The sequence below is a fragment of the Mycobacterium sp. NGS59 genome (genome assembly GCF_059812345.1).
This window is the reverse complement of record NZ_JCALCN010000018.1, coordinates 85085-110419: the sequence shown is the minus strand read 5'-3', so window position 1 is coordinate 110419 and position 25335 is coordinate 85085. Positions and strand designations below refer to the sequence as shown.

At 70.5% G+C, this 25335-nt stretch carries 20 protein-coding genes; 12 read left to right on the top strand and 8 right to left on the bottom strand.

What is annotated here, in order from left to right:
• The 3 genes from AC5Y46_RS18945 to AC5Y46_RS18935 form a co-directional block, all read right to left on the bottom strand.
• Window positions 1–4558, bottom strand: a 4558-nt coding sequence (locus AC5Y46_RS18945) for a PE family protein (protein ID WP_499992500.1), incomplete at its 3' end; no start/stop codon positions are given.
• A gap of 264 nt (window positions 4559–4822) precedes the next feature.
• Window positions 4823–7573 carry a PE family protein gene (locus AC5Y46_RS18940; protein WP_499992499.1) on the bottom strand — a complete coding sequence of 917 codons (2751 nt, stop codon included), beginning with the start codon at window positions 7571–7573 and terminating at the stop codon, window positions 4823–4825.
• Window positions 7574–7608: 35 nt separating this feature from the next.
• Window positions 7609–7812 carry a hypothetical protein gene (locus AC5Y46_RS18935; RefSeq protein WP_499992498.1) on the bottom strand — a complete coding sequence of 68 codons (204 nt, stop codon included), beginning with the start codon at window positions 7810–7812 and terminating at the stop codon, window positions 7609–7611.
• Between the two features lie 6 nt (window positions 7813–7818).
• Here AC5Y46_RS18935 and AC5Y46_RS18930 point away from each other — a divergent pair, with 6 nt between their 5' ends.
• Entirely contained in the window at window positions 7819–8958 is a 1140-nt protein-coding gene (locus tag AC5Y46_RS18930) for a CoA transferase (RefSeq protein ID WP_499992497.1), read from the top strand.
• A 7-nt stretch (window positions 8959–8965) separates the two neighbouring features.
• Window positions 8966–10267 (top strand): amidohydrolase family protein, encoded by a 1302-nt coding sequence (locus tag AC5Y46_RS18925; RefSeq protein ID WP_499992496.1) that lies wholly within the window; start codon window positions 8966–8968, stop codon window positions 10265–10267.
• Here the strand turns inward: AC5Y46_RS18925 and AC5Y46_RS18920 are convergent.
• Window positions 10252–11166 (bottom strand): alpha/beta hydrolase, encoded by a 915-nt coding sequence (locus AC5Y46_RS18920; RefSeq protein ID WP_499992495.1) that lies wholly within the window; start codon window positions 11164–11166, stop codon window positions 10252–10254. The genes AC5Y46_RS18925 and AC5Y46_RS18920 overlap by 16 nt on opposite strands.
• A gap of 210 nt (window positions 11167–11376) precedes the next feature.
• On the opposite strand from AC5Y46_RS18920, the gene AC5Y46_RS18915 reads away from it, so the two are divergent.
• The 6 genes from AC5Y46_RS18915 (at window position 11377) to AC5Y46_RS18890 (ending at window position 17577) form a co-directional block, all read left to right on the top strand.
• On the top strand, window positions 11377–12021 hold the full coding sequence (locus tag AC5Y46_RS18915) for a class I SAM-dependent methyltransferase (RefSeq protein ID WP_499992494.1): 645 nt from the start codon (window positions 11377–11379) through the stop codon (window positions 12019–12021).
• A 196-nt stretch (window positions 12022–12217) separates the two neighbouring features.
• Complete coding sequence (locus AC5Y46_RS18910; RefSeq protein WP_499992493.1) at window positions 12218–13417, top strand: alpha/beta hydrolase fold domain-containing protein; 1200 nt, start codon at window positions 12218–12220, stop codon at window positions 13415–13417.
• A 35-nt stretch (window positions 13418–13452) separates the two neighbouring features.
• Window positions 13453–14862: a WS/DGAT/MGAT family O-acyltransferase gene (locus AC5Y46_RS18905; protein ID WP_499944032.1), complete on the top strand. Its 1410-nt coding sequence runs from the start codon at window positions 13453–13455 to the stop codon at window positions 14860–14862.
• Between the two features lie 58 nt (window positions 14863–14920).
• Window positions 14921–15697, top strand: a complete 777-nt coding sequence (locus AC5Y46_RS18900; RefSeq protein WP_499992492.1) for a crotonase/enoyl-CoA hydratase family protein — start codon at window positions 14921–14923, stop codon at window positions 15695–15697.
• Between the two features lie 93 nt (window positions 15698–15790).
• Window positions 15791–17284, top strand: a complete 1494-nt coding sequence (locus tag AC5Y46_RS18895) for a class I adenylate-forming enzyme family protein (RefSeq protein WP_499992491.1) — start codon at window positions 15791–15793, stop codon at window positions 17282–17284.
• Window positions 17281–17577 (top strand): hypothetical protein, encoded by a 297-nt coding sequence (locus AC5Y46_RS18890; protein WP_499944029.1) that lies wholly within the window; start codon window positions 17281–17283, stop codon window positions 17575–17577. The genes AC5Y46_RS18895 and AC5Y46_RS18890 overlap by 4 nt, the downstream gene beginning before the upstream one ends.
• On the opposite strand, the gene AC5Y46_RS18885 is transcribed toward AC5Y46_RS18890, so the two are convergent.
• Together AC5Y46_RS18885 and AC5Y46_RS18880 are read right to left on the bottom strand one after the other, a co-directional pair.
• Complete coding sequence (locus tag AC5Y46_RS18885) at window positions 17578–18192, bottom strand: TetR/AcrR family transcriptional regulator (RefSeq protein ID WP_499992490.1); 615 nt, start codon at window positions 18190–18192, stop codon at window positions 17578–17580.
• A complete protein-coding gene (locus tag AC5Y46_RS18880; RefSeq protein WP_499992489.1) occupies window positions 18189–18332 on the bottom strand; it encodes a hypothetical protein in 144 nt (47 codons plus the stop codon). The genes AC5Y46_RS18885 and AC5Y46_RS18880 overlap by 4 nt, the downstream gene beginning before the upstream one ends.
• A gap of 207 nt (window positions 18333–18539) precedes the next feature.
• On the opposite strand from AC5Y46_RS18880, the gene AC5Y46_RS18875 reads away from it, so the two are divergent.
• From AC5Y46_RS18875 to AC5Y46_RS18865, 3 genes are all read left to right on the top strand, one after another.
• Entirely contained in the window at window positions 18540–19319 is a 780-nt protein-coding gene (locus AC5Y46_RS18875; RefSeq protein WP_499992488.1) for a crotonase/enoyl-CoA hydratase family protein, read from the top strand.
• A gap of 140 nt (window positions 19320–19459) precedes the next feature.
• Entirely contained in the window at window positions 19460–20623 is a 1164-nt protein-coding gene (locus tag AC5Y46_RS18870; protein WP_499992504.1) for a 3-ketosteroid-9-alpha-monooxygenase, oxygenase component, read from the top strand.
• A gap of 9 nt (window positions 20624–20632) precedes the next feature.
• On the top strand, window positions 20633–22006 hold the full coding sequence (locus AC5Y46_RS18865) for a WS/DGAT/MGAT family O-acyltransferase (RefSeq protein ID WP_499992487.1): 1374 nt from the start codon (window positions 20633–20635) through the stop codon (window positions 22004–22006).
• Here AC5Y46_RS18865 and AC5Y46_RS18860 read toward each other — a convergent pair.
• Both AC5Y46_RS18860 and AC5Y46_RS18855 read right to left on the bottom strand, forming a co-directional pair.
• Window positions 21981–22787 carry a phthiotriol/phenolphthiotriol dimycocerosates methyltransferase gene (locus AC5Y46_RS18860; protein ID WP_499992486.1) on the bottom strand — a complete coding sequence of 269 codons (807 nt, stop codon included), beginning with the start codon at window positions 22785–22787 and terminating at the stop codon, window positions 21981–21983. The two genes, AC5Y46_RS18865 and AC5Y46_RS18860, sit on opposite strands and share 26 nt — an antisense overlap.
• 92 nt (window positions 22788–22879) lie before the next feature.
• Window positions 22880–23743: a phthiotriol/phenolphthiotriol dimycocerosates methyltransferase gene (locus AC5Y46_RS18855; protein ID WP_499992485.1), complete on the bottom strand. Its 864-nt coding sequence runs from the start codon at window positions 23741–23743 to the stop codon at window positions 22880–22882.
• A 266-nt stretch (window positions 23744–24009) separates the two neighbouring features.
• Between AC5Y46_RS18855 and AC5Y46_RS18850 the strand changes: the two genes are divergently transcribed.
• Window positions 24010–25320 (top strand): cytochrome P450, encoded by a 1311-nt coding sequence (locus tag AC5Y46_RS18850; RefSeq protein WP_499992503.1) that lies wholly within the window; start codon window positions 24010–24012, stop codon window positions 25318–25320.
• The last annotated feature ends 15 nt before the right edge of the window (window positions 25321–25335 follow it).

The window sequence follows — 25335 nt, the reverse complement described above, 5'->3', positions numbered from 1 at the left end:
CACCATCACCACCATCAGCACCAACACCCGCGACACCGTCGCCGCCCTTGGTGCCGGTGGCGCCCCCACCGGCACCGCCGCTGCCGCCTGCGCCCACCGCACCGGCGTCGCCGCCCTTGCCGCCGGCGCCGCCGTCGAGCACACCGGAAGTCGCGCCGTCCGCGCCGCGGCCACCGTCGCCGGCGGTCCCGGCGTCGCCGCCGGCTCCACCGGTGCCGCCGTTGCCGTCGGCACCCTTGCTGCCGGTAGCGCCACCGGCCTTGCCGCCGGTCCCGCCGGCGCCGCCGTCGCCGCCCTTGCCACCGGCCCCGCCGTTGCCGCCGGAGTTGCCGGCCGCACCGGCAGCCACCGCGTCGGCACCGGTCAGGCCGGCCCCGCCGGAGCCTGCCGCGCCGCCGGCGCCACCGGAGCTCGCCGCCCCGCCGTTGCCGTCCTTGCCCGCACTGGCGCCGGTACCGGCACCGGCCTGGCCGCCGACCCCGCCGTCGCCGCCGCTGCCGCCCTTGCCGCCGGCGCCACCATTGCCACCGGCGAACCCGTGGCCCGCGCTGGCCGCGGTTCCGTCATGACCCTGGCCGGCGGCGCCGCCCGCGCCCGCGGTGCCGGCCGCGCCACCGTTGCCGGCCGCGCCACCACTGCCGGCATTACCGTCCTTGCCGCCACCGGTTCCGCCGCTGCCGGCGTCACCGCCCTTACCGCCGGCCCCACCGTTGCCGCCGTTACCGGCGTTGCCACCGGCCTGCCCCGCCGTACCGGCCCCACTGGTGATCTTGCCGTCGGCACCGCCCACACCGGAACCGCCGGCACCGCCGGCCCCGCCCTGACCACCGGCACCGCCGTTACCGCCCACGGTGCCCGCACCGCTGGCGGTACCACCGGCGCCACCTTCGCCACCACGACCGCCGGCAGCACCGTCTTTACCGCTGGCACCCGCACCGACGCCGTTGTCGCCGTTGGCGCCGGCCGCGCCGTCGCCGCCGGCGCCGCCGTGCCCGCCGTTGGCGCCGTTGCCGTCCACACCGGTCGCGCCCTTGCCGCCGGGTCCGTCTCCACCCGCACCGCCCTGGCCGACCGCGCCAGCGTCGCCGCCCTTACCGCCCGCGCCGCCGTCGAGGACTCCGTTGGCGACCCCGTCGGCGCCCCGACCACCGTCACCGGCGGTGCCCGCATTGCCACCGGCGCCACCGGCTCCGCCGCTGCCGTCCTTGCCGGCGTTGGTGCCCGTTCCGCCGCTGCCGCCCTTACCGCCGGCGCCACCGGTACCGCCGGCACCGCCGTCACCACCGTCGGTTCCGGCCGCACCCGCGGCCGCCGCGTCGGCGCCTTCGAGGCCGGCGCCGCCCGCACCGGCCGCGCCGCCGGCGCCACCGCTGCTGGCGTTGCCGCCGTCGCCGGTCTTGCCGGCAACACCGCCGGTGCCGGCGCCTGCTTGCCCACCGGTACCGCCGTTACCGCCGTTGCCGCCGTTACCTCCAGCACCGCCTTGGCCGCCGGCGTAGCCGTCGCCGCCGTTGCCCACCGTGCCCACCGCACCGGCCGCGCCGATACCGCCCTTGCCGGCGGTGCCGGCGTCGCCACCGTTGCCACCGGCGCCACCGGATCCGGAGTTGCCCGCGTTGCCGCCCTGGCCGGTGCCGCCGGCCGCGCCGCCTTTACCACCGGCGCCACCCTCGCCGCCGCTGCCCGCGTTGCCGCCGGCCGTGCCGGAACCGCCCGCACCGGCGGTCGCGGCACCGTTCTCGCCGTCGAGGCCGTTGCCACCTTTACCGCCGGCGCCACCTTTACCACCGGCGCCGCCGTCACCGCCGACGGTGCCTTTGCCGCCGGCCGCGCCGCCCGCGCCGCCCTCGCCGCCCTTGCCGCCGGCCAGGCCGTCGCCGCCGTGCCCCCCCGCGCCGGCCCCGTCGGCGCCGGTTGCGCCTGTCGCGCCGTCACCACCGGCCCCGCCGGTACCGCCGTTACCGATGCTGCCGCCGGCGCCACCGGCCCCGCCGTCACCGCCGTCGGCGCCGGGAGTCGTCGCGGTGAAGCCCGCACCACCGTTGCCGCCGTTACCGGCCGGCCCGACCACCGAAGCACCGCTCTTCCCGTCGGCGCCGGTGCCGACGGTGCTGCCGTTCAGGCCGCCCTTGCCGCCGCCACCCGCGGTTCCGGCGTCACCGCCGGCGCCACCGGCACCGCCGTCGATATGAGCGGCGTTGCCGTCGGCGCCCGTGCCACCTTCACCGGGCCGCCCGGCCGCACCGCCGTCACCGCCGGTGCCTCCCGCGCCGTCGCCGGCCGCGGCGCCTTTGCCCAGCACCTGTCCGGCCTTGCCGCCGGCGCCACCGTTGCCGCCGGATCCGCCGTCACCGCCGTCGCCGCCCGCCAGACCTGCCTGCCCGGCGGCGGTGCCGTCCTTGCCGTCGATGCCGAGCCCGCCGGTGCCGCCCTTACCGCCCGCGCCACCGGCGCCACCGGCGCCGGCGTTACCGCTGATCGAACCGCCATTACCGCCGACACCGCCGGAGCCACCGCGACCGCCGTCGGTACCGTTGCCGCCGCTGTCACCCGGGTTGGCGCCCGCGGTGCCGTCCGCACCGGCCGCGCCGTTGCCGCCGGCCCCGGCGGCGCCACCGTTGCCGTAGTTGCCGCCGTTACCGCCGTTACCGCCGTTGCCGCCGCTGGCGCCGGCCACGTTGCCGGTCGAGGCGTCATAACCCGCCCCGCCGTTGCCGCCGTTACCGCCGGCGAGGAGGGTCCCGCTGCCGGACTTGCCGTGCGCACCGATGACCGAGCCGTAACCGCCGGTGCCGCCGGCCCCGCCCGCGCCCTGGCTGTTGCCGCCGTTTCCGCCGTTGCCGCCGTGCGGATTGGCCGCGTTGCCGGCCGCGCCGTTGCCGCCGTTGCCCGCGCCGCCGCCGGTGCCACCGTCACCGCCGGCGCCACCGCGCCCGAGAATGCCCGACTCACCGAAGAGCAGACCCCCGCGGCCACCGGCCCCACCATTGCCGCCGTTACCGCCGGTCGCACCGGCCCCGCCGTCACCGCCGTCACCGCCGTCGCCGCCGGGGAAGGTCCCGTCCGCTCCGTTGGCGCCCTGGATCCCGGTGCCGCCCCTACCGCCGATGCCGCCATTGCCGCCGTTGCCGCCGTCGCTGAACAGCAGGCCGCCTCGACCGCCGGTGCCGCCGTCGCCGCCGTGCCCGCCGTTCACACCGAGGGCGCCGATGCCGCCGTTTCCACCGTTGCCGCCAACCCCGCCCTGGCCGTACAGCCAGCCAGCGCTGCCGCCCGCGCCACCGGTGGCGCCGTTGTAGCCGCCGCCACTGGTGCCGCCGGTTCCGCCGGAGCCACCGGTGCCCAGCAACCAGCCGGCATTGCCGCCGCGACCGCCGACACCGCCGATCGCGGCACCGGTCCCACCGGTGCCGCCGGCCCCGCCGGGTCCGTACAGGCCGCCCGAGCCGCCGGCCCCGCCGAGGCCGCCGTTGTCGACGTTGCCGATGCCGCCGACACCCCCGGCGCCACCCGAAGCGCCGGAAAGCCATCCCGCGTCGCCACCGGCACCGCCGCTACCGCCGATGCCCGCGGTGCCGCCCGCACCGCCGGCACCGCCCGCACCGGCGAACAGACCGCCATGACCGCCGGCACCACCGAAGCCGGCTTGACCACCGCCGGACGGACCGGTGCCACCGGCACCACCGGTGCCGCCCGCGCTGATCAGCCAGGCGTCGCCACCGCGTCCGCCGGTACCGCCGTAGCCGGTGGGACTCGTGTTGCCGCCGCCGGCCCCGCCGGCGCCACCGTCGCCGTAGAGCCAACCGCCGGCGCCGCCGGCCGCGCCTGTCCCGCCGTTGGCCCCGATGCCGCCGGCTCCGCCGATCCCGCCGGCGCCGAGTAGCCAGGCACGGCCACCGGCACCGCCGATGCCGCCGGTGCCCAAACCGTTGAGGTTGGCGCCGCCGATGCCGCCGGCGCCGCCGCTGCCGTACAGCCATCCGCCGTTGCCGCCGGCCCCGCCGGCTCCGCCGTTGGCGATCGTCGAGGCCCCGCCGGCCCCGCCGACACCGCCGTGTCCGATCAACCCGGCGTTACCGCCGCGCCCGCCGGCCTGTCCGGCCGCGCCGCCGGCGCCCGCACCGCCGTTGCCCCACAGCAGACCGCCTTCCCCGCCGGCCTGGCCGGGCAGAGTTCCGTTGGCGCCGTCACCGATCAGCGGACGACCGAGCAGCACCTGAGTGGGGGTGTTGATGACTCCGAGCACCGCCTCGCCCAGTCCGGCCAGCGGCGCCGCGTTAGCGGCCTCGGCCAGGGCGTAGGAACCCGCGCCGGCCGACAAGTTCTGCATGAATTCGCTGTGGAAGGCCGCGGCCTGGGCGCTGATGCTCTGATAGGCCTGCCCGTGGGTGCCGAACAGCGCCGCGATGGCGGTGGACACCTCGTCCTGCGCCGCGGCGAGCAGGTTGGTGGTCGAGGCTGCCGCAGATGCGTTGGCCGCTTCCAGAACGGCGCCGATACCGGCCAGGTCCGAAGCCGCGGCATTCAGGACGCTCGGCGCTGCGATGAAGTACGACATAGGAAACCGCCATTTGCTAGGTCACGGCCTGTTAAGGCCGACGTTCGCATGTCCCCCAGTCATGCTGATCATCAAAGCCGATACGAACGATAACTCGACTTGTGTCTAATCAAACTATGTTTCCGTCAAATTCGCCAAAACTCATACAAAAAGTCTCCGAAAGAGCCCGTTGAAGCACTTCGAGAGCGACAATCGGCGGTTTGCAGTGGCCTGCGTCACGCTTCCGCCGGACGGATGATGACTGTCGGTCGTGAACTTGGCGCGTTATCCGGATAGGCCGGCGGTCCCGGGCTGGCCGAAGAACCCGCCGCGGCCGCCGTCGCCACCCGTACCGTCGGCGCCATCGGGGTTGCCTTTGCCACCGGCTCCGCCGACACCGCCGTTGCCGCCGTTGCCGATGAAGGTGGCGTTGCCGCCGTTGCCGCCGCCCCCGCCCGGTCCACCGGCCGCGCCACTCGGGTTCTCGCCGCCGGCACCTCCGGCGCCGCCGACTCCGCCGTTGCCGTAGATGAACCCGCTGTTCCCGGCCGCTCCGCCGTGGCCGCCGGCCGCACCGACTCCGGCGACGCCACCGCCACCGGCTCCGCCGGACCCACCGGCACCACCATGGCCGAGCAGCAGGGTCGATGCGCCGTTACCGCCGGCCCCACCGGCCCCGCCGGCCGACAATTGCCCGCCGGTTCCGCCGTAGCCGCCGGCCCCGCCGGCCGCACCGTTGCCGTAGAGGAACCCGCTGCCCCCGGCGTGACCGCCCTGACCACCGGTTCCGCCCGAGGTTCCGGCCCCGGCCTGGCCTCCGGTCCCGCCGCTGCCGCCGGCGCCGCCGCTGCCGAGCAGTACCGCCGTGCCACCGTTGCCGCCGGTACCGCCGGCGCCGCCGGTCGCACCGGCGATCCCGACACCGCCGGAGCCGCCGTGCCCTCCGGCACCGCCGCGACCCCAGATCCACCCGGCGTCACCGCCGGCACCGCCACCGCCGCCGTTGCCGTAACCGGCCGCCGCGACCAACCCGCCGCCTCCGGCTCCGCCGTCGCCACCGAACCCGAACAGGATCCCGGCGTCGCCGCCGTTGCCGCCGTACCAGCCGTTCCCGTCGGCGATGGCGGCGATTCCGCCGCTACCGGCACCACCGTGACCGCCGCTGCCGAGCAGCCAGGACCGGCCGCCGTTACCGCCGTGGGACGGAAGCTCGAAGCCGCCGTCGCCGCCGTTGCCGCCGTCGCCGAACAGCAGGCCACCGTTGGCGCCCGGACGCCCGGTGCCGCCGTCGCCTCCGTGGCCGATCAGGAACCCGGCCCGGCCGGCGGTCCCACCGATCACGCCGGTGCCGCCGTCGCCGCCACTGCCGAACAACCAGGCGTTGCCGCCGCCGCCGCCGATCCCGTCGCCGATACCGGCCACCCCGGTGCCGCCGTTGCCGCCGTCGCCGCCGCAGCCGAACAGGAATCCGCCGGTGCCGCCGTTGGCGCCGTTGGCGGCCAGCCCGCCGCCGGGGGCGCTACCGCCGCTGCCGCCGTGGCCGCCGTGGCCGAGCAGCCAGGCGCTGCCGGCGGTGCCGCCGCTGCCCGCGGCGCCGGTGGCGAAGGCGGTCGAGCCGCCGGCGCCGCCGGACCCGCCGGAGCCGATCAACACCCCGCCGTTGGCTGCGGTACCACCGGCACCGCCGTCACCGCCGACGCTGGATCCTCCGGCTCCGCCGCTGCCGCCGTTGCCGAGCAGCCAGGCGTTGCCGCCGGTGCCGCCAGCCCCGCCGTTTCCGCTGCCGCCCAGGCTGTGGCCGCCGGCCCCGCCTGCTCCGCCGCTGCCGATCAGCAGTCCGCCGGTGGCTCCGGCGCCACCCGCCCCGCCGTACCCGATCGAGCTGGTGCCGCCCGCGCCGCCGCTACCACCCGGGCCCAGCAACCAGGCCGCGCCGCCGGCGCCGCCGGCTCCGGCGTCGGCACCCAGGCTGTTGCCGCCGTTGCCACCGTTGCCGCCGTGACCGGCCAGCCAGGCGTTGCCGCCGACTCCCGCGGCGCCGCCGGCGCCGGTACCGGTGGCGTTACCGCCGTTGCCGCCGGCCCCGCCGTGGCCCAGGAACAGCGAATTGCCGCCGTCACCGCCCGCGCCGGCAGCGCCCAGACCTGCGGAGTCTCCGCCATTCCCGCCGAAGCCGCCGGGGCCCAGCAGCCATGCATTGCCGCCGTGGCCGCCGGCGCCACCGGTCCCGCTGCCGCTGGCGTTGCCGCCGTTGCCGCCGTGACCTGCGTGGCCCCACAGCAGACCGGAGCCGCCGCCGTCCCCGCCGGCCGCACCGGCGCCGCTGGCGCTGGACCCGCCGGCACCGCCGAACCCACCACTGCCGATCAGGCGTGCGCTGCCACCGAGACCGCCCAGGCCACCCGCTCCCAGGCCGCCGGTGTTGGCGCCGCCGGCCCCGCCCGCACCGCCGTTACCCCACAGCCAGCCGCCGTTGCCGCCGGCGCCGCCGAACCCGCCGGTGCCGGTCGGCGAAGCCCCGCCCGCACCGCCCACGCCACCGTTGCCGATCAACCCGGCCGACCCACCGGCCCCGCCGGCCTGACCGGCCGCACCGGAACCGCCGCGGCCGCCGTTGCCGTACAGATACCCGCCAGGCCGGCCGGCGGCACCGGTTCCGTCCAGGCCGTCGGCGCCGTCGCCGATGATCGGACGTCCGAACAAAGTCTCGGTGGGCCAGTTGATCAGGTCGATCAAGGGCTGCAGCGGACCGGCGGCGGCCGTCTCGGCCAGCGCATACGAGTTCGCGCCGGCCGCCAGCGCCCGCAGGAACTGGGCCTGGAAGGCCTCCGCCTGTGCGCTGATGCTCTGGTAGGCCTGCCCGTGGGTGGCGAACAGCGACGCGATGGCGGTGGAGACCTCGTCCTGCGCCGCGGCGAGCACGTTGGTGGTCGAGGCTGCCGCTGCGGCATTGACCGTTTCCAGCGTGGCGCCCAGACCGGCCAAGTCGGAAGCCGCGGCACTCAGCACGTCCGGCGCTGCAAGAAGATACGACATCGGGGAACCATCCACTAGCTGGGTCACGAACCTGTTCAGGCCGCGTTTACATGTCCCCCGGTCATGCTGGTCGGCAAAGCCGATACGAACGATAACTTGATTTCCGTCAAAACAAACTGCATTCCCGTCAAAAACTTAGAAATCATCCGGATAGTCTCTGCATACTGGCACTTCTTGTACCCCAGTCGGTCGCGCAGGACCGGCCCCGCGCCCACCTCCAGCGGGATGCGCGCAACCATGGTGTGGTGAGTGTCCAATGGGCCGGCAGCGGGCTGGCCTGCCTGACCGGTCCGGCCGACGGGCCACCCGACTTCTCCCGGGCGGCCGTGTTGGACCGCGCCAGCCAGATCGCCCCCGACGCGGCCACGTTGCTGACCGGGCGGGCCGCACTGCTGGGTCTGACCCGCGCCGGTCGGGTGTCGGCCGGCGGTGCCACCCGGCTGCTCGCGGCCCGCGACGGTTGGTGCGCGCTCACCCTGTCGCGTCCCGACGACGTCGCCGCCGTTCCCGCGCTGCTGTGCGTCGACGTGCCGCCCGCCGACCCGTGGCCGCCACTGGGCCGCTGGGCCGAGGCGCGGCCGGTGAGCGAGATCCTTGAGCGCGCCGAACTTCTCGACCTTCCCGCCGCCGCACTGGGCGAGGCCGCCGCCGCGCCGCCGGTGGTGCGTCGCATCGCACCGCGGGTGTCGGCGCGCTCGCCCGCCGGACTGTTGGTCGCCGATCTGACGTCGATGTGGGCCGGCCCGCTGTGCGGTCGGCTGCTGGCCCGGGCCGGGGCCACCGTGGTCAAGGTGGAAAGCCCCGCCCGCCCGGACGGGACCCGGGCCGGCAACCGGGTCTTCTTCGACTGGATCAACGGCGCCAAGCTGTCCTACTGCCTGGATTTCGACCGCCACAGCGTCGAGCTGCGCGAGTTGCTGACGGCCGCCGATGTCGTCCTGGAGGGATCCCGGCCCGACGGACTGGCGCGACGCGGACTCGGGCCCGACGACCTGGCCCCGCGGGCCGGACGGATCTGGCTGCGGATCTCCGGGCACGGCGCAGGGTCCCGGCGTCCGGCGTTCGGCGACGACGCCGCGGTGGCCGGCGGGCTGGTGGGTCGCGGGCCGGTGTTCTGCGGCGACGCGATCGCCGATCCGCTCGCCGGGTTGGAGGCGGCGCGCGCGGTGACCGATTCGCTGCAGCGTGGCGGCGGGGAGTTCATCGAGGTCGCGATGGCCGCCGTCGCCGCGACCTACGCGGCACTCCCGGCCAGCGCGGCGGAGTCGGACCTGCCCGCCGCACCGCCGCGGCCACCGGTGGTGACGACGGCGGCCGCCGACCTCGGTGCCGACAACGACGCCGTCCGCCGCCTGGTCGCCGAAAGGTTCCGCGTGCCATGTTGACGTCGCCATGTTGATCCAGAGGGCGACCCTGTTGAACGGCAACAGCGTCGACATCCGGGTGAGCGCGCGCATCGAAGAGGTCGGCACGGCGCTGCGGCCCCGACCGGGGGAGGGGGTGCTCGACGCCGGCGGCGGGACGGTACTGCCCGGACTGCACGACCATCACGTCCATCTGCGCTCGGCGGCCTCAGCGCTGGACTCGCTGTCCGTCGGTCCGCCCACGGTGCATACCAAAGAGCAACTGGCGCAGGCATTGTCGACGGCCGTGCCGGGACCCGACGGCTGGATTCGCGCCGTCGGCTACCACGAATCGGTTGCCGGCGAACTCACCCGCGCCACGCTGGACGCCGTGCTGGCGCACGTGCCGCTGCGTGTCCAGCACCGCAGCGGCGCCCTGTGGGTGCTCAACTCGGCGGCGTTGGGGCGCGTCGGGCTGGCCGCGCATCCCGACGGCCGGCTGCGCAGCGCCGACCCGTGGACGCAGGCGCTGGCGCGGCGCGAGACCGATCTGGCCGAACTGAGCCGCCGGATCTCCGCGCGGGGCGTCACCGGGGTCACCGACGCCACCCCGGACATCGACGCCGGCGACTTGATCTCGCTGATGATGGCGCATCGCAACGGCGAGTTCCGACCGGGCGTGCGGCTGCTGTCACCGGGCAAGAGGATCCTGCACGACGACCGACTGGACCTCTACGCCCTGACCGGGTGGATCGCCGAGCGGCACGGGCTGGGTCAACCGGTCGCCGTGCACTGTGTGACGGCGGCCCAACTGGTGGTGACCATCGCCGCGTTGCGGGCGGCAGGCAGTCATCCGTTCGACCGGATCGAACATGCCGCCGTGGTGCCCGACGACAACCTCGCCGACCTGGCCGAGCTGGGCGTCACGGTGGTGACGCAGCCCAACTTCGTCGCCGAGCGCGGCGATCAGTATCTGTCCGACGTCCCGGTCCACGAACACGACCAGCTCTGGCGGGTCGCCTCGTTGCTGCAGGCCGGCATCCCGGTGGCGCTCTCCACCGACATGCCGTTCGGCAGCGGTGACCCCTGGGCGGCGATGCGGGCCGCGGTATCGCGCGCCACGCCCAGCGGGGCGGTGCTCAATGCGGCCGAATCCGTCTCGGCGCGAACCGCTTTGACGATGTTCCTGGGTTGGCCCGATCGTCCCGACCGGCCGCGGACCGTCGAGATCGGGGAGCCGGGAGACCTGTGCGTGCTCTCCGAGCCGCCCGAGGTGGTGCTGGCGGAGTTGGATGCCGCGTTGGTGGCGGCCACCCTGATCAAAGGCGAACTCGTCTACTTCGCGACGTGACCCGCCAGCGCAGGTCGCAGCGCGTCACACTGCATGGCGAAAAACTGTTGTGACACACCAACTTTCGGTGCCACCAAGTCGAATCCGTGGAACGCGCCCGGAATGGTTTCGAGCCGGCACGGCACCCCGGCCTCGGTGAGCCGTCGCGCATATTCGACGTCCTCGTCGTGGAACAGGTCGTGGGTGCCGACCCCGATCCATGCCGGCGGCAGCCCGCTCAGGTCGGCGCGCCGTGCCGGGACGGCGATCTGCGGGTCCGCGGTGCCCAGATAGGAGTCCCAGCCGAACCTGTTGGCCGCCGGGTCCCACAACCGGAAATTCGGGCTGGCCGGCGACGACGCGCTGCGATCGTCCAGCATCGGGTAGACCAGCAGCTGGAACACCGGCGTGATCTCGCCGCGGTCGTGGGCGAGCAACGCCAACGCCGCCGCCAGACCACCGCCGGCGCTGGCGCCCCCGATCGCCACCCGGTCGGGATCCACCGCGGGCAGCCCGGCCAGCCAGGTCAGCGCCGCATAGCAATCTTCCAGCGGCGCCGGGTAGGGATGTTCGGGCGCCAGCCGGTATTCCACCGAGGCGACGGTGATGCCCAGGGCCCTGCTGAACCCCAGGCAGATCCGGTCGTCCTGCTGCGCCGAACCGAACAGGTACCCGCCGCCGTGAATCCACAACAGCGCCGGCGCGGCCCCGGTGACCCCGACCGGCCGGTACAGCCGGACACCCACCCCGGAGGGCAGCGTGAGCACCTCGATGTCGCGGGGCACGCGGCTCAGCCGGGTGCGCAGCCCGGTCAGGCCGCGCATCGCCCGCAACGTCCGGGGACTGACCAATCGCGACGGCGCCAGGCGGGCGATCCGGCGCAGGTCGGGGTGGACGGCAACGTCTGGGGCATCGGCCATCGGTCCAGTATCCAGTTCCGCCCAACCTAGCGGGCCGGGGTACCGAATCACTTCGGTGAGCCTTTTACCGACGGTGAGCGAAACCGTTGACAGCGGGCGGTGTAGAGCGCTCGGGAACGGGGTACCGGGTGGGTGCCGGGAGCGGCGGATGTTGCCGGCGAGCGGCGCGTCTTCGCGCGACGTGGTCGAGCGAGTGCGAGGAGCGTGACGATGCTGGGGCAACTGTACGACCGTGCGCTCGGTGGTGAGCGATGTTGGATCCGCCACGACGACGACGACGGCGAGGTGTGTCAGCTGCCGGCCCAGCGTTGGCTCAGCGACCGGGTTCCCGACGCTTGTGACGACGCGTTCGACGACGCGGTCGCCCGGATGTGTGACGGCCCGACCATCGAATTGGGTTGCGGCCCGGCACGATTGGTGGCGCGGCTGGTTCAGCTCGGTATCCCCGCGCTGGGTATCGACCGGTCGGCGACGGCGATCCGGCTGGCCGCTTGTGGCGGTGCCCCGGCCATTCTGGGCGACGTGTTCGATCCACTGCCCGGCATCGGGCGCTGGCAGACGGTGCTGTTGGTGGACGGCAACGTCGGCCTGGGCGGGGATCCGCGCCGCATTCTGGGCCGGGCCGCGCAGCTGTTGCGCCGCGGTGGTCGCTGCGTCGCCGAGTTCGACGTCCGCGCCATCGGCGTCCAGGGCCGCCGGGTCCGACTGGAGTCGGGTCGCGAGGTCGGGCCGTGGTTCCGCTGGGCATCGGTCGGGGTGGACAGCGCCGCAGCGCTGGCCGCGCAGGTCGGTTTCAGCCTGACCGGGGTCTCGGTGATCGGCGGGCGAGCGGTCGCGACGTTGACGCTGAGATGACCCGGATCCGTTGCCGCACAATCTCGCCGCACTCTGTCGCGCCGAGATTTGCAGGTCGGTAGGTTTTCAGTCGAACTTCGGCTGCAGAGATTCGATGTGGCTCAGAAAAGATAGGGATTCGATGTTTTCCGCTGCCCGACCGCGACCCCCCGGGAATGCTGGGTTATTACCCGGCGGTAGGGGTACGCTCCCCTCCATGACGGCGACTGGACAGTCCAAATCCTGCGTCAAGCGGTTCCTGCGCGCCAGTCCTGCGGACCGGCTGCTGGCATTGACCCGCGCAAGTGCATCGCTGCCGGTGATCGGCAAACGCCTCGAGCCGCTGGGCACCGTCGCGGCCATGAGCGTGTGGGGCATGCGGATCGCGCCGGAACTCGTGTCGGAATCAGCCAAGAGCTGGTTTTCCTCCGGCGGTGGTGACGTACGCCGACAGGACCGGGAAAGCACCCACGAGGTGTCCATCGCGGCCCTGCGCGGCACGGTGTCGGCGGCCGAACTGGACCTGGAGTGGCCCGTCGCGGACCGCACGCCGCCGGTCTGGGCGGCGCTGCGCGGCAGCCGGTTCCTGCACCGCCGTGGCGTGCACTACGGCGACAATCCCGCCCAGAAGCTCGACGTGTGGCGCCGTGCGGATCTGCCTGTCTCGCCCGCCCCGGTGTTGATCTTCGTGCCCGGCGGCGCCTGGGTGCACGGCAGCACCACGATGCAGGGCACCGCCCTGTTGTCCCGGCTGGCCGAGCAGGGCTGGGTCTGCCTGGCCATCAACTACCGGGTCTCGCCGCACAACCGCTGGCCCAAGCACATCACCGACGTCAAGACCGCGATCGCCTGGGCACGTGCCAACGTCGACAAGTTCGGCGGCGACCGCAATTTCATTGCCGTCGCAGGTTGTTCGGCGGGTGGGCATCTGGCCGCGCTGGCCGGGCTGACCGCCAACGACCCGAACTTCCAGGCCCCGCTGCCCGAAGGTGCCGACAGCTCGGTGGACGCCGTGGTGGGGATCTACGGGCGCTACTGCTGGGAGGATCGTTCCACTCCCGAGCGGGAGCGGTTCGTCCAGTTCCTGGAGCGCGTGGTGGTGCAGCGCTCGATCGACCGTCGCCCCGAGGTGTTCCGGGACGCCTCGCCGCTGGCGCGCGCGCACCGAAATGCGCCGCCGTTCTTGGTGATTCACGGCAGCAGGGACAGTGTGATCCCGGTGGCTCAGGCCCGCAGCTTCGTCGAGCGGCTGCGTTCGGTGTCGGCCTCGCTGGTCAGTTACGTGGAGTTGCCGGGGGCGGGCCACGGTTTCGACATGCTCGACGGCCACCGTGCCGGCGCGATGGCGCACGCCACGGCGTTGTTCCTCAACCAGGTGCACCGCACCCGCACGCAGTTCGCCCAAGAGGTCATCTGACAGCGCTACGCTCACTCAATGAAGAGGGGACTGCGGTGAAACGGCTCACCGGCTGGGACGCGGTGCTGCTGTACAGCGAGACGCCGAATGTGCACATGCACACCATCAAAGTCGCGATCATCGAATTGGACCCGGACAGACGTGGATTCACCGTCGACGCCTTCCGCCAGGTCATCGCCAGCCGGATGGACAAGCTGGTACCGCTGGGTTATCAGCTGATCGACGTCCCGTTCAAATTCCATCACCCGATGTGGCGGGAGAACTGCGAAGTCGACTTCACCTATCACGTCCGGCCGTGGCAGCTGAGTGCCCCCGGGGGCCGTCGTGAGCTCGACGAGGCGATCGGCGAGATCGCCAGCACACCGCTGGATCGCACCCGGCCACTATGGGAGATGTACTTCGTCGAGGGCCTGGCCAACGACCGGATCGCGGTGGTGCTCAAAATCCATCACGCCCTGGCCGACGGGGTCGCCTCGGCGAACCTGATGGCGCACGGCATGGACATGATGCCGACCCCGCAAAGCTCTTCCTACACAACCGATCCGGCGCCCACCAGGCGCGAACTGATCAGCACGGCGTTCGTCGACCACATGCGCCACATCAAACGCATCCCGGGCACCTTCGCCTACACCGCCCAAGGCATCCGGCGGGTGCGCAGCAGCTCGTACAAGTTCTCCACCAAGCTCACCCGCCCGATCGACCCGCCCCCGTCGTTCATGAACCACAAGATCACCCCGGAGCGCAGGTTCGCCACCGCCACACTGGCGCTGGCCGACGTCAAGGAGACCGGTAAGAAACTCGGCGCGACGATCAACGACATGGTGTTGGCCATGTCCAGCGGCGCCCTGCACAACCTGCTGTTGCGCTACGACGGCAAGGCCGAGCCGTTGCTGGCGTCGGTGCCGGTCAGTTATGACTTCTCCCCGGAACGGATCTCGGGTAACCAGTTCAGCGGGATGATGGTGGTGCTGCCGACCGACCTGGACGACCCGCTGGAACGGGTGCGCGCCGCCCACGACAACGCCGTCTCGGCCAAGGAGAGCCACCAGTTGCTGGGACCGGAGTTGATCAGCCGCTGGGCCGCCTACTGGCCGCCCACGGCAACCGAAGCCATGTTCCGGTGGCTGTCGGGCCGCGACGGGCAGAACAAGGTGCTGAACCTGAACATCTCCAACGTGCCCGGGCCCCGCACCCGCGGCCAGGTGGGCGGCGCGCTGGTCACCGAGATCTACTCGGTGGGCCCGCTGACCGCCGGCAGCGGCCTCAACATCACCGTGTGGAGCTACGTCGACCAACTCAACATCTCGGTCCTGTCCGACGGATCGACCCTGAAAGACCCGCACGAGGTGACCGGGGCGATGATCGCCGAGTTCGTCGAAATACGTAGGGCCGCAGGGATTTCCGAGGAACTGACCGTCGTCCCGGAGGCGATGGCGCCGGCCTGAACCGACGTTACACACACCGGCCGATTCGTCACGCGCACCGGCGGCTACCATCTGCACTGTGAGCGACGAAGCCAACGAACCCGAGGTCCTGGTCGAACAGCGCGACCGGATCCTGATCATCACCATCAACCGGCCCCGGGCCAAGAACGCCGTCAACACCGCCGTGGCCCACGGGCTTGCCGACGCCATGGACCGTCTCGACGGCGACGCCGGCCTGTCAGTGGCGATCCTCACCGGTGCCGGCGGCTCGTTCTGTGCGGGCATGGACCTCAAGGCGTTTGCCCGCGGCGAACTGCCCATCGTCGAAGGCCGCGGCATGGGCTTCACCGAGCGACCCCCGGACAAGCCGCTGATCGCGGCGGTCGAGGGTTACGCCCTGGCCGGCGGTACCGAGCTGGCCCTGGCCACGGATCTCATTGTGGCGGCGCGGGATTCGGCGTTCGGCATCCCGGAGGTCAAGCGCGGTCTGGTGGCCGGCGGCGGGGGACTGCTGCGGCTGCCCGAGCGCATCCCGTATGCCATCGCCATGGAGTTGGCGCTCACCGGTGACAGCGTCTCGGCCGAGCGCGCGCACGAGTTGGGTCTGGTCAACGTGCTGGCCGAACCGGGTGGCGCGCTGGATGCCGCGGTGGAGCTGGCCGAGAAGATCGCCGCCAACGGACCGCTGGCGGTGGCCGCGACCAAGCGGATCATCGTGGAATCGCGCAGCTGGAGCCGCGAGACGATGTTCGCCGAACAGACCAAGATCCTGGGTCCGGTGTTCGCCTCCAACGACGCCAAGGAAGGCGCCATCGCCTTCGCCGAGAAGCGCCCGGCGCGCTGGACGGGTACCTGAGCACCCGCGACCCGCGGCCGGGGGCCCCTGGCACCCATCAGTTACACTACGGGCAAGATTTGTAAAGGGCGGGGCTGCGGAGAAGGATCGAGGATGAGCGTTTCGTTGCTTCTCGAGATGGCTGCGTCGAGCAACCCTGACCGCACCGCCGTGGTATCCGGCGAGCTGCGCCTGACGACGCAGCAGCTCAGCGACCTGGCCGACGGCGGCGCCGGCGTCATCGCGACATCGGGCGCCCAGCACGTCGTCTACGTCGGCACTGGCGGCGCGATGCTGCCGCTGCTCATCTTCGCCAGCGCCCGCGCCGGCTTGGCCTTCACCCCGATCAACTACCGACTGTCCGCCGACGGCATCCACGCCCTCATCGACCGGCTGCCCGACCCCCTGGTGGTCGTCGACGAGCGCTACCGGGAGATGCTCGGGGACGGGTCGAAGCGGCTGGTCACCTCCGACGATTTCGTGGCCGCCGCCCGCACCGCAGAGCCCGCCGCGGAATTCGCCGATCCGGACTCGGTCGCGATCGTGCTGTTCACCTCGGGCACCACGTCGGCGCCCAAGGCCGTCGAGCTCACCCACAACAACCTGACCAGCTACGTGATGGGGACGGTGGAATTCGAGTCGGCCGCACCCGAGGACGCCGCGTTGATCTGCGTGCCGCCCTACCACATCGCCGGCGTCGGGGCCGCGTTGTCCAACTTGTACGCGGGCCGAAAGATGGTGTACCTGCCCAACTTCGACGCCCACGAGTGGGTGCGGTTGGCCGACGACGAGAAGGTCACCACCGCGACGGTGGTGCCGACCATGCTGGACCGCATCGTGACCGTGCTGGAGACCGGCAAGCATCGCCCGGCCGCGTTGCGCAACCTGGCCTACGGCGGTTCGAAGGTGGGGCTACCACTGGTCCGCCGGGCCCTCGAGTTGTTGCCGGGAGTCGGATTCGTCAACGCCTACGGCCTGACGGAGACCAGCTCGACGATCGCCGTGCTCACCCCCGACGACCATCGGGACGCGATGAGCGCCACCGATCCCGCAGTGGCCAGGCGACTGGGCTCGGTGGGACGGCCGGTGCCCGGCATCGAGCTGCAGATCCGCGACGAGGACGGCACGGTGCTGGGACCCGGCCAAACCGGTGAGCTGTTCGTGCGGGGCGACCAAGTGTCGGGCCGCTACACCGGGATCGGCTCGGTGCTCGACGAGAACGGCTGGTTCCCCACCAAGGACATCGCCGCCCTCGACGACGACGGCTTCCTGTTCATCGGCGGCCGCAGCGACGACACCATCATCCGCGGTGGCGAGAACATCGCGCCCGCCGAGCTGGAAGAGGTGCTGATCGAGCATCCGCACGTGCACGACGTGGCCGTGGTCGGGGTCGAGGATCCGCAGTGGGGCCAGGCCATCGTGGCCGTGGTGGTGCCGCGCGCCGGTGCCGAACCCGACCCCGACGAACTGCGCGAGTATGTCCGAAAGAGTTTGCGGGGGTCGCGTACTCCGGATCGAGTAGTGTTTCGCGACGAGCTGCCGACCACCGCCACCGGCAAGATACTTCGCCGGGAGATCATCGAAAACCTAGCAGGGGCGCAATCATGATCAAGAACGGAACCCGCCTGGCCAGCCAGGTGTGTGACACCCAAGTCATCGTCGTCCGCAGCGCCGACAGCCTCGACGACCTGCGCTGCGGCGGCGCACCGATGGTCGAGATGGGTGGTGAGCGTTCGGGGGAGATCGACCCGGAGTTCGCCGACGGCAGCGTGATGGGCAAGCGCTACGTCGACGAAACCGGTGCCGAGTTGCTCGTCACCAAACCGGGCCAGGGCAGTCTCAGCGTCGGCCAGACCAAACTGGCGCTCAAAGAGGTCAAGCCGCTGCCCGCCAGCGACTGACTAGCGCTGCTCGCCCAACCCGGTGCGGCGCACGAATTCCCTTGCCTTGAACAGGAATTCGAGCTGATCGGCGACCTCGCGCAGGGGTGTCGCGGTGCGCGTCGAGCGGCACAGCATGATGGCGCCTTCCAGGGCGGCGATCGACGTCACGGCCAACGACGCCGCGCCGTGTTCGTCAAAACCGTCGGCGACGAAAGCGCGGGTCATCGCGCCACACCAGCGGTCCAGGATCTCGCCGGCCTCGGCCTTCAGTTCGAGTTCGTCGTCGGCTGACCCGAGCGCGGCGGCGGCCACCGGGCAGCCGGCCGTGAATCCGCCCTCGTTGAGCAGATGTTCCCAGAACTCGACGAACTCGCGCAGCAGGGCGCGGGCGCCACGCTCGGCGGCGCGGTCGATGACGGAGGTGATCGAGTCGCCGGCGTAACGCAGCGCCTCGGTCAGGATCTGGTTGCGGCCGTCGGGAAAGTGGTGGTACACCGAACCCCGCGGAGCGCCGCTGCGGGCGAGTACGGAGTCGATGGTGACCCCGGCGGCGCCGCGCTCACGCATCACTTCAGCGGCGCTGACCAGCATTTTGTCCCGGGTGCCGCCCCGCTTCGTGGTGGCCGGCGTCATGCGGCGTGCGACGGCTCGGGTGCGGGTCCGCCCGAGGCCCAGTGCAGGTGGCGCGGGGTGAGCCGGGGCCGTCTGCGACGCAGGTCGGGCAACTCACGCTTGTATCGGAGGCCGGCGATGTTGAGCTCGATAATCCACATGGTTTCTCCCGGCAGTGCTCTCATGCGCCCTGTCGCCCGCATGTTGGAGGCTGTGGCCCATGAATATGTTAAGTATCATATAAGACGGTCGTTTAGTAAGCAACTGCTCACTATCTAACTGTGACTTACGCCGCATCCAGTTGGAAAGAATCAGTAATGTCTCTATGTACTATTGCATAATCCATAAAACTACCGTTCAATGGGCCGATGACAACCGTGTCTCTCGAGCGGGATGGCCATGTCCTGCTGATCGGCCTGAACCGACCGCACAAGCGCAACTCCTTCGACCGGGCATTGCTCGCCGACCTGTCCCGTGCCTACGCGCTGCTGGAATCGGACGACGAGCTGCGCGCCGGCGTACTGTTCGCCCACGGCGAGCATTTCACCGCCGGACTGGACCTGGTCGACGTCGGCCCGGGCATCGCCGCCGGGGAATCGCCGATGCCCGAGGACGGGCGCGACCCGTGGCGGCTGGACGGCTCCTGGACCACTCCACTGATCGCCGTCGCGCACGGCTGGTGCATGACGCTGGGCATCGAGCTCCTGCTGGCCGCCGACATCCGCATCGCCGCCGCCGGAACCCGGTTCACGCAGCTGGAAGTGCAGCGCGGCATCTATCCGTTCGGCGGCGCGACCATCCGGCTGCCCCGCGAAGCGGGTTGGGGCAACGCGATGCGCTGGCTGCTCACCGGCGACGAGTTCGACGCCGCCGAAGCGCACCGCATCGGTCTGGTCCAGGAGGTGGCCGACGACGGCGCGGCCGCGTTGGGGCGGGCCCGCGAGATCGCCCGGACCATCGCCGAGCACGCCGCGCCGCTGGGAGTGCGGGCCACGCTGGCCTCCGCGCAGCTTGCCCGCGCCGAAGGTGAGGCCGTTGCCATCGAGCGGCTGCGGCCCGTGGTCACCGAGTTGTTCGCCAGCGCGGACGCCGCCGAAGGCGTGCGGTCGTTCGTCGAGCGTCGCCGGGCCCACTTCCGGGGTTGCTAGCTTCGCGCGGTCTCGAAAACCGTTGTCTCGCAGAAGTTGTGGATTACCCCGAGCCACATTTATTGCGTTCGTTCCCCGAGGGTGCTTGACTGGTTGATGCTGAGAGGGTGCTCAGCATCGCGTCTAAAGCTGAGACCGATCTGTCTGCGCAGTTCGTCCGGGGGGCAAAGGTGCGTGAAGCCGAGACATGGGCAATACCGGCACGATTCGCTCGGGGCTGGCATTGCCTGGGCCTGGAACGGGATTTCAGCGACGGCCAGCCGCACGCGGTCGACGCGTTCGGCACCAGGCTGGTGGTGTTCCAGGACAGCCGCCGTCAGTTGCGCGTCCTCGACGCCTACTGCCGCCACATGGGCGGCGACCTGAGTCGTGGTTCGGTGAAAGGCGATGCGGTCGCATGCCCGTTTCACGACTGGCGATGGAACGGTGCCGGTCGCTGCGAGTTGGTGCCGTACGCCAAACGCGTCCCGAAGCTCGCTCGCACGCGGGCGTGGACGACCTGCCAGCGCAACGGTTTGCTTTTCGTGTGGCACGACCACGAGGGCAATCCCCCACCTGCGGACGTGGAGATTCCTCGCATCGACGAAGTCTCGACCGATGACTGGACCGACTGGTCGGTGAAGGGCTGGCTGATCGAGAATTCGCACAGCCGCGAGATCGTCGACAACCTGGCCGACACCGCGCACTTCTTCTATGTCCACGACGGGTTTCCTACCCGCTTCAAGAATGTGTTCGAGGGACACGTCGCCAGTCAGTACCTGACCAACCGTGGTCGCGGTGACACAAACCTGGGACCGGGGTTCGCGAAGTCTGTCCTGCAGAGCGAATCGTCTTACTACGGACCGGCTTACGTGGTCACATTTCTGCACAACAACTACAGCGGTTATCGCACCGAGGCGATCCTGATCGCCTTTCACTACCCCGTGGACCACGACTCGTTCATGGTGCATTCCGCTGTCTCGGTGCAGAAACCGCAGGGCCTCGACGAGCAGACCACCGCCAAACTCGCCCATATGGTCGCCGACGGCGTCACGGCCGGGTTCGAGCAGGACATCGAAATCTTCAAGCACAAGGCCAAGATCGACGATCCGCTGTTGTGCGACGAGGACGGCCCGATCAGCCAGTTGCGTCGCTGGTATTCGCAGTTCTACGTCGACGTCGCCGACATCACGCCGGAGATGACGGCGCGCTTCGAGTACGAACTCGATACCAGCTACCCCGTCTCGGTGTGGACCCGCGAGGTGGCGGACAACGTGGCCCGTCAATCCATGGCTGCTGCCGGCGTTTCCGCAACTCAGACCTAGGAGTCAGGCGTGCACAGGCTCGGTGGGTTCGACGCGACCATGCTGTTGTTCGAAAGTTCGGTGCAGCCCATGCACGCGTGTTCGCTTGCGGAACTGGACACTTCGACCATGCCGCAGGGATACAGCTTCGAAGCATTCCGCGACATGCTGGCGCAGCGGACCCACGCGTTGCCGGAGTTCCGCGCGAAACTGGCCGACAGCGCGCTGAATCTGGATACCCCGGTGTGGGTGGAGGATTTCGACTTCGACATCGATCGGCACGTGCACCGCATCGAGTTGCGCGCCCCGGGTGGTCGCCGTGAATTGTCCGACGTGGTAGCGCATTTGGCCGCCACCCCGCTGGACCGCTCCAGACCGCTCTGGGACATCACGCTGGTAGAAGGCGTGTCGGGGGCCGACGCGCAGACTCGGATCGCCGCCGTCATCCGAACGCACCACGTCTTCGCCGACGGCTTGACTGCTGGGAATCTGTGGGCTCAGTTGTATGCGGCGGATGCGGTTACGGCACCGGCGCATCACGTCGAGGGCTTCGGGGACATCAGCAGGCGACAGATCGCGGTCGACGGGTTGGCGCGATTAGTCCGCCGACCGTGGTATCTGGTCTCTCGCGTCGTGCCCGCGATGTTCCTGGCCCTGCTCCGGACCATCGTCCGGGTCGCGCGCGGACGGGCGATGTCGGCACCGTTCACGGCTCCGCGAATCCCGTTCAACGGCAACCTCACTGAGCGGCGGACCATTGCCTACACCCGGCTGGACCTGCAGGACGTCAAGGCCGTCAAGGACCGGTTCGGGGTCAAGGTCAACGACGTGCTGTTGGCGGTGGTGGCCGGTGCCGCGCGCGAGTTCCTACTCGCCAGATCCGCTCTGCCGGATGCCCCGCTGATCTCGTTGATCCCGATGTCGGTCTACGAGGAGAGCAGTCCCAGCCGTAACCAGTTCGCGCCGATATGGTCGAGTCTGCACACCGACATCAGCGATCCGGGGGAACGGCTGCGGGCGATCGCCGCTTCGAGCGCGATTGCCAAGGAACACAGTTCGGCAATCGGATCGACCCTGCTGATCGATGTCGCGCAGTTCTCTCCGGGGTTGCCGCCGGCGATCATGCGTCTTTACACGCTGATCGGTCTCAGCGGCCGACGCCCCGTCTACAACGTGTCGTTGTCCAACGTGGTCGGCGTGCAGGAACAACTCCTCGGTGCGAGGATCATCGCGAACTACCCGTTCGGCCCGGCGATGAACGGTGCAGGGCTGAACGTCACCGCGGCCTCACTCAACGGCAGCATCGACTTCGGGTTGATCTCGTGTCCCGAATTGCTGCCCGACCTATGGGATCTCGCGGAGGGCTTCCCCGTCGCGCTCAAAGAGTTGATGGATGCGGTTTGACGAAATCGTACATCCGGTAGGAGACTTCGCCGCTGTCCAGCGCTTCGTGCAGTCGTCCCGCGCCGAGCTTGACCAGTCCGCGGAAAGCCGCGGGCGTGCGGCGATCCACCAGATTGTTCTTTTCCGTTGCACTCCAGAGCTTCTCGAGCCCACGCACAACTTCCCGATGGATGTCGTGTTCGGCGATCACGGTCAGCGGAGCCGCGGCCAGATCGGCTTCCCAGGCTGGAACGTGACTGCGGTTGCGGATGTCGGCGTAGAGGAAATGCCCGCCCGGCGTGAGCACCCGGGCCACCTCGCGCAGAAACCCCGGAAAATCCGAATAGCAGTGTGAGGACTCGACATTGAGCACCGCGTCGAACGATTCGTCGGGAAAGGGGAGGTCCTGGGCGTCGCCCTGCACGAAGTCCAGTCCTGGGATTTCGTGCAGTCGTCTGCATAGTTCGATACCGCGCGGATTCAGGTCCATCCCGGTGTAGGACTTCGGGTGCAGGTAGCGGGTCAGATAGGAGGCGCCGCCGCCGTGCCCGCAGCCGACCTCCAGCACCCGCTTGCCGCCGATGTCGGTCTGGGCGGCGACCCGGTGATACAGCTGGATGGACGCGCGATTCGGTTCGTCGACCTCCTGCAGCGGTACGTTCATCGCCGGATCTTCTTCATAACCGAAGTTGAAGAACGCTACGTCGTCTGCTTCCATCCACCGGGTGGCCAGGGGGTAGATGAACTTCGCCGAAATGCGGAAGGCGAGCGGGTTGAACGCAACGCGAAACAGCACACCCATGTTCGAACCCTAGCAAACGGCCCGGTTGCGGTCACCGAAACAGCAAGCGGGCAAAGGTATTTCAAGCCGCCCGGACCGGCCCCGGTAGACACTCACGGTTTGACGAAGTCGTCGATCCGGTAGCACAGGGTCCCATCCTGCACGGCACGGTAGAGTCCCGGACCGGGCGCGCCCATCGCCCCTTTGATGGCACCGCGCAGCGGCGCCGGCACTACGCGTTTGAACACTTCGCGGGTCTTCGGCGAAACCCACCATTGGTCGAACCCGCGGACCACCTCGGCGTTGATGTCCTGCCGGGTCAGCATCTCCAGCGGGGCGGCGGCCAGTTGGGCTTCCCATTTCGCGACGTGGTTGCGGTTGCGGAAGTCGGCGTAGAGGAAATGGCCGCCCGGGGTGAGGACGCGGGCCACCTCGTCGAGGAATCCCGGAAAGTCCGGATACCCGTGCGACGATTCGACATTGACCACCGCATCGAAGGATTCGTCGGGAAACGGCAGGTCCTGGGCATCGCCTTGAACGAACTCGACACCCGGCACCCGGTGCTGCCGTTGGCAGAACGCGATACCGCGGGGATTGAGGTCCAGCCCGACGTAGGTGGCCGGGTTCAGGTAACGACCGATGTAGGCCGCCCCGCCGCCGTGCCCGCAGCCCACCTCCAGCACGCGCTTGCCGCCGATGTCGGTCTGGGTGGCGGTGCGGTGATAAAGCTGGATACAGGCACGATCCGGCTCGTCGGCCGCGTCCAGCGGCAGACCCAGCGGGGGATCTTCCTCGTAGCCGGCGCTGAGGAAGGTCACGTCGTGGTCGGTGCCGATACGACGGGTCAACCACGGATAGTGGTATTTCGGCGAATGTTTCAGGACGAAACGGCTGTAGCTCAGCCGGAAGACCAAGTCGGCGGGAGCGACCTTCATCCGGCGAAAGCTGCTCTGCCGGGCGGACACTGAATCGGGCATCCGGGAATTGTGTTGTACTCGTGCGAAATAAGAACGAACGGTATGTCCACCACGGCCCTTCTGGTCCCCAGCGCGTCCGGTCCGGTCCATCCGCGCTCCTCGCCGAAACCAAATCTTAGTCCCGACCGACGCACCACGACAATGCGCAGACGCACAAATGTTGCGGCAGGACGCAATTGGACAACCGCCGGTACAACACGCTCGACCGGGCCGGGCGGACAAACGGTAGAGTCGTCGGCCATGACGGCATTGGCGTATCGCCGGGCGTGGGTGCGGGCGCGGTGAGTATCGATGCGTTGCCGCCCGGGCCGCGGCTTCCGGTTGCTGTTCAAACCGCCGCATGGATAACCCGCCCTTGGGAATTCATGCAGCGGTCGGCCGCGCGCTACGGCGACATGTTCACCTTGCGGCTCGCCGGCGAGTGTCCGTGGGTGATGGTGTCGCATCCGGACGTGGTGAAGGAAGTGTTCACCGGCCCGCCCGAACTCCTGCACGCGGGGGAAGGGAAAAACATCCTGGTGCCGGCGCTCGGGACCAACTCGCTGCTGCTGCTCGACGACGACGCGCATCGGCAGCAGCGCCGCCTGCTGATGCCGCCGTTCCGGGGCAACCATTTGACGTCCTACGCCGACAAGATGACCAGTGTCGCTCAGGCCGAGATCGCGAGCTGGCCGCGCGGCAAGCCGGTCCGGCTGCATCCGCGGATGCAGGCCCTGACGCTGGAAATCATCCTGCACACCGTGTTCGGGCTCAGCGAGGGTAAGCGGCTGGATCGGTTGCGCACCGAGATGATGCGGATTTTCACCAGGACCTCCGGCGTCTCGACGCAACTGTTCCTGGTGGCGCTGGGACCCCAGCGGATCCGGGCGGAGCTGGTGCGCAGGCTGCTTCTCGGGGTCGACCGGTTGCTCTACGCCGAGATCGCCGAACGACGCCGGGCCGACGACCTCCAGGAGCGCTCGGACGTGCTCTCGGTTCTGCTGCAGGCCAGACACGAAGACGGCCGGCCGATGAGCGATGTCGAGATGCGTGACGAACTGATGACCCTGCTGTTGGCGGGACACGAAACCACGGCGACCGCGCTGGCCTGGGCCGTCGAACGGCTGATCCGCCACCCCGATCATCATGCCCGACTCGCCGCCGAAATCCGTTCCGGCCAAGAGCAATTCCTCGACGCCGTAGTCAAGGAGACATTGCGGCTGCGGCCGGTGATATCGGTGGTATCCAGGCGACTCAAAGCGCCGCTGCGTATCGGCGGCGTGCCGCTGCCCGCCGGGGTGAACATCATGCCGTCGATCTATCTGATGCACCGGCGGCCGGAGATCTACCCCGACCCCGAGCAATTCCGGCCCGAGCGCTTTCTGGAGAAGCGCGGCGGCACCTACACCTGGATTCCCTTCGGCGGGGGCGTACGCCGTTGCATCGGCGAGGCATTCGCCGAATACGAGATGCGCAAGATCATTGCCGCGCTGTTCGATCAATGCGAGGTGCGACCCGCCGACGAGCGACCCGAACGGGTGCGGCGCGGCGGGATCAGTCCGGTGCCGGCCCGAGGTGCCACGGTAATCCTGACGTGAAGCGCGCCTGGGCCA

Coding starts and splice junctions, on each gene's coding strand:
- AC5Y46_RS18940 (WP_499992499.1), bottom strand. CDS start 7,573: ATGTCGTATCTTCTTGCAGCGCCGGACGTGCTGAGTGCCGCGGCTTCC.
- AC5Y46_RS18935 (WP_499992498.1), bottom strand. CDS start 7,812: ATGGTTGCGCGCATCCCGCTGGAGGTGGGCGCGGGGCCGGTCCTGCGC.
- AC5Y46_RS18925 (WP_499992496.1), top strand. CDS start 8,966: ATGTTGATCCAGAGGGCGACCCTGTTGAACGGCAACAGCGTCGACATC.
- AC5Y46_RS18920 (WP_499992495.1), bottom strand. CDS start 11,166: ATGGCCGATGCCCCAGACGTTGCCGTCCACCCCGACCTGCGCCGGATC.
- AC5Y46_RS18915 (WP_499992494.1), top strand. CDS start 11,377: ATGCTGGGGCAACTGTACGACCGTGCGCTCGGTGGTGAGCGATGTTGG.
- AC5Y46_RS18910 (WP_499992493.1), top strand. CDS start 12,218: ATGACGGCGACTGGACAGTCCAAATCCTGCGTCAAGCGGTTCCTGCGC.
- AC5Y46_RS18895 (WP_499992491.1), top strand. CDS start 15,791: ATGAGCGTTTCGTTGCTTCTCGAGATGGCTGCGTCGAGCAACCCTGAC.
- AC5Y46_RS18890 (WP_499944029.1), top strand. CDS start 17,281: ATGATCAAGAACGGAACCCGCCTGGCCAGCCAGGTGTGTGACACCCAA.
- AC5Y46_RS18885 (WP_499992490.1), bottom strand. CDS start 18,192: ATGACGCCGGCCACCACGAAGCGGGGCGGCACCCGGGACAAAATGCTG.
- AC5Y46_RS18880 (WP_499992489.1), bottom strand. CDS start 18,332: ATGTGGATTATCGAGCTCAACATCGCCGGCCTCCGATACAAGCGTGAG.
- AC5Y46_RS18875 (WP_499992488.1), top strand. CDS start 18,540: ATGACAACCGTGTCTCTCGAGCGGGATGGCCATGTCCTGCTGATCGGC.
- AC5Y46_RS18860 (WP_499992486.1), bottom strand. CDS start 22,787: ATGGGTGTGCTGTTTCGCGTTGCGTTCAACCCGCTCGCCTTCCGCATT.
- AC5Y46_RS18855 (WP_499992485.1), bottom strand. CDS start 23,743: ATGCCCGATTCAGTGTCCGCCCGGCAGAGCAGCTTTCGCCGGATGAAG.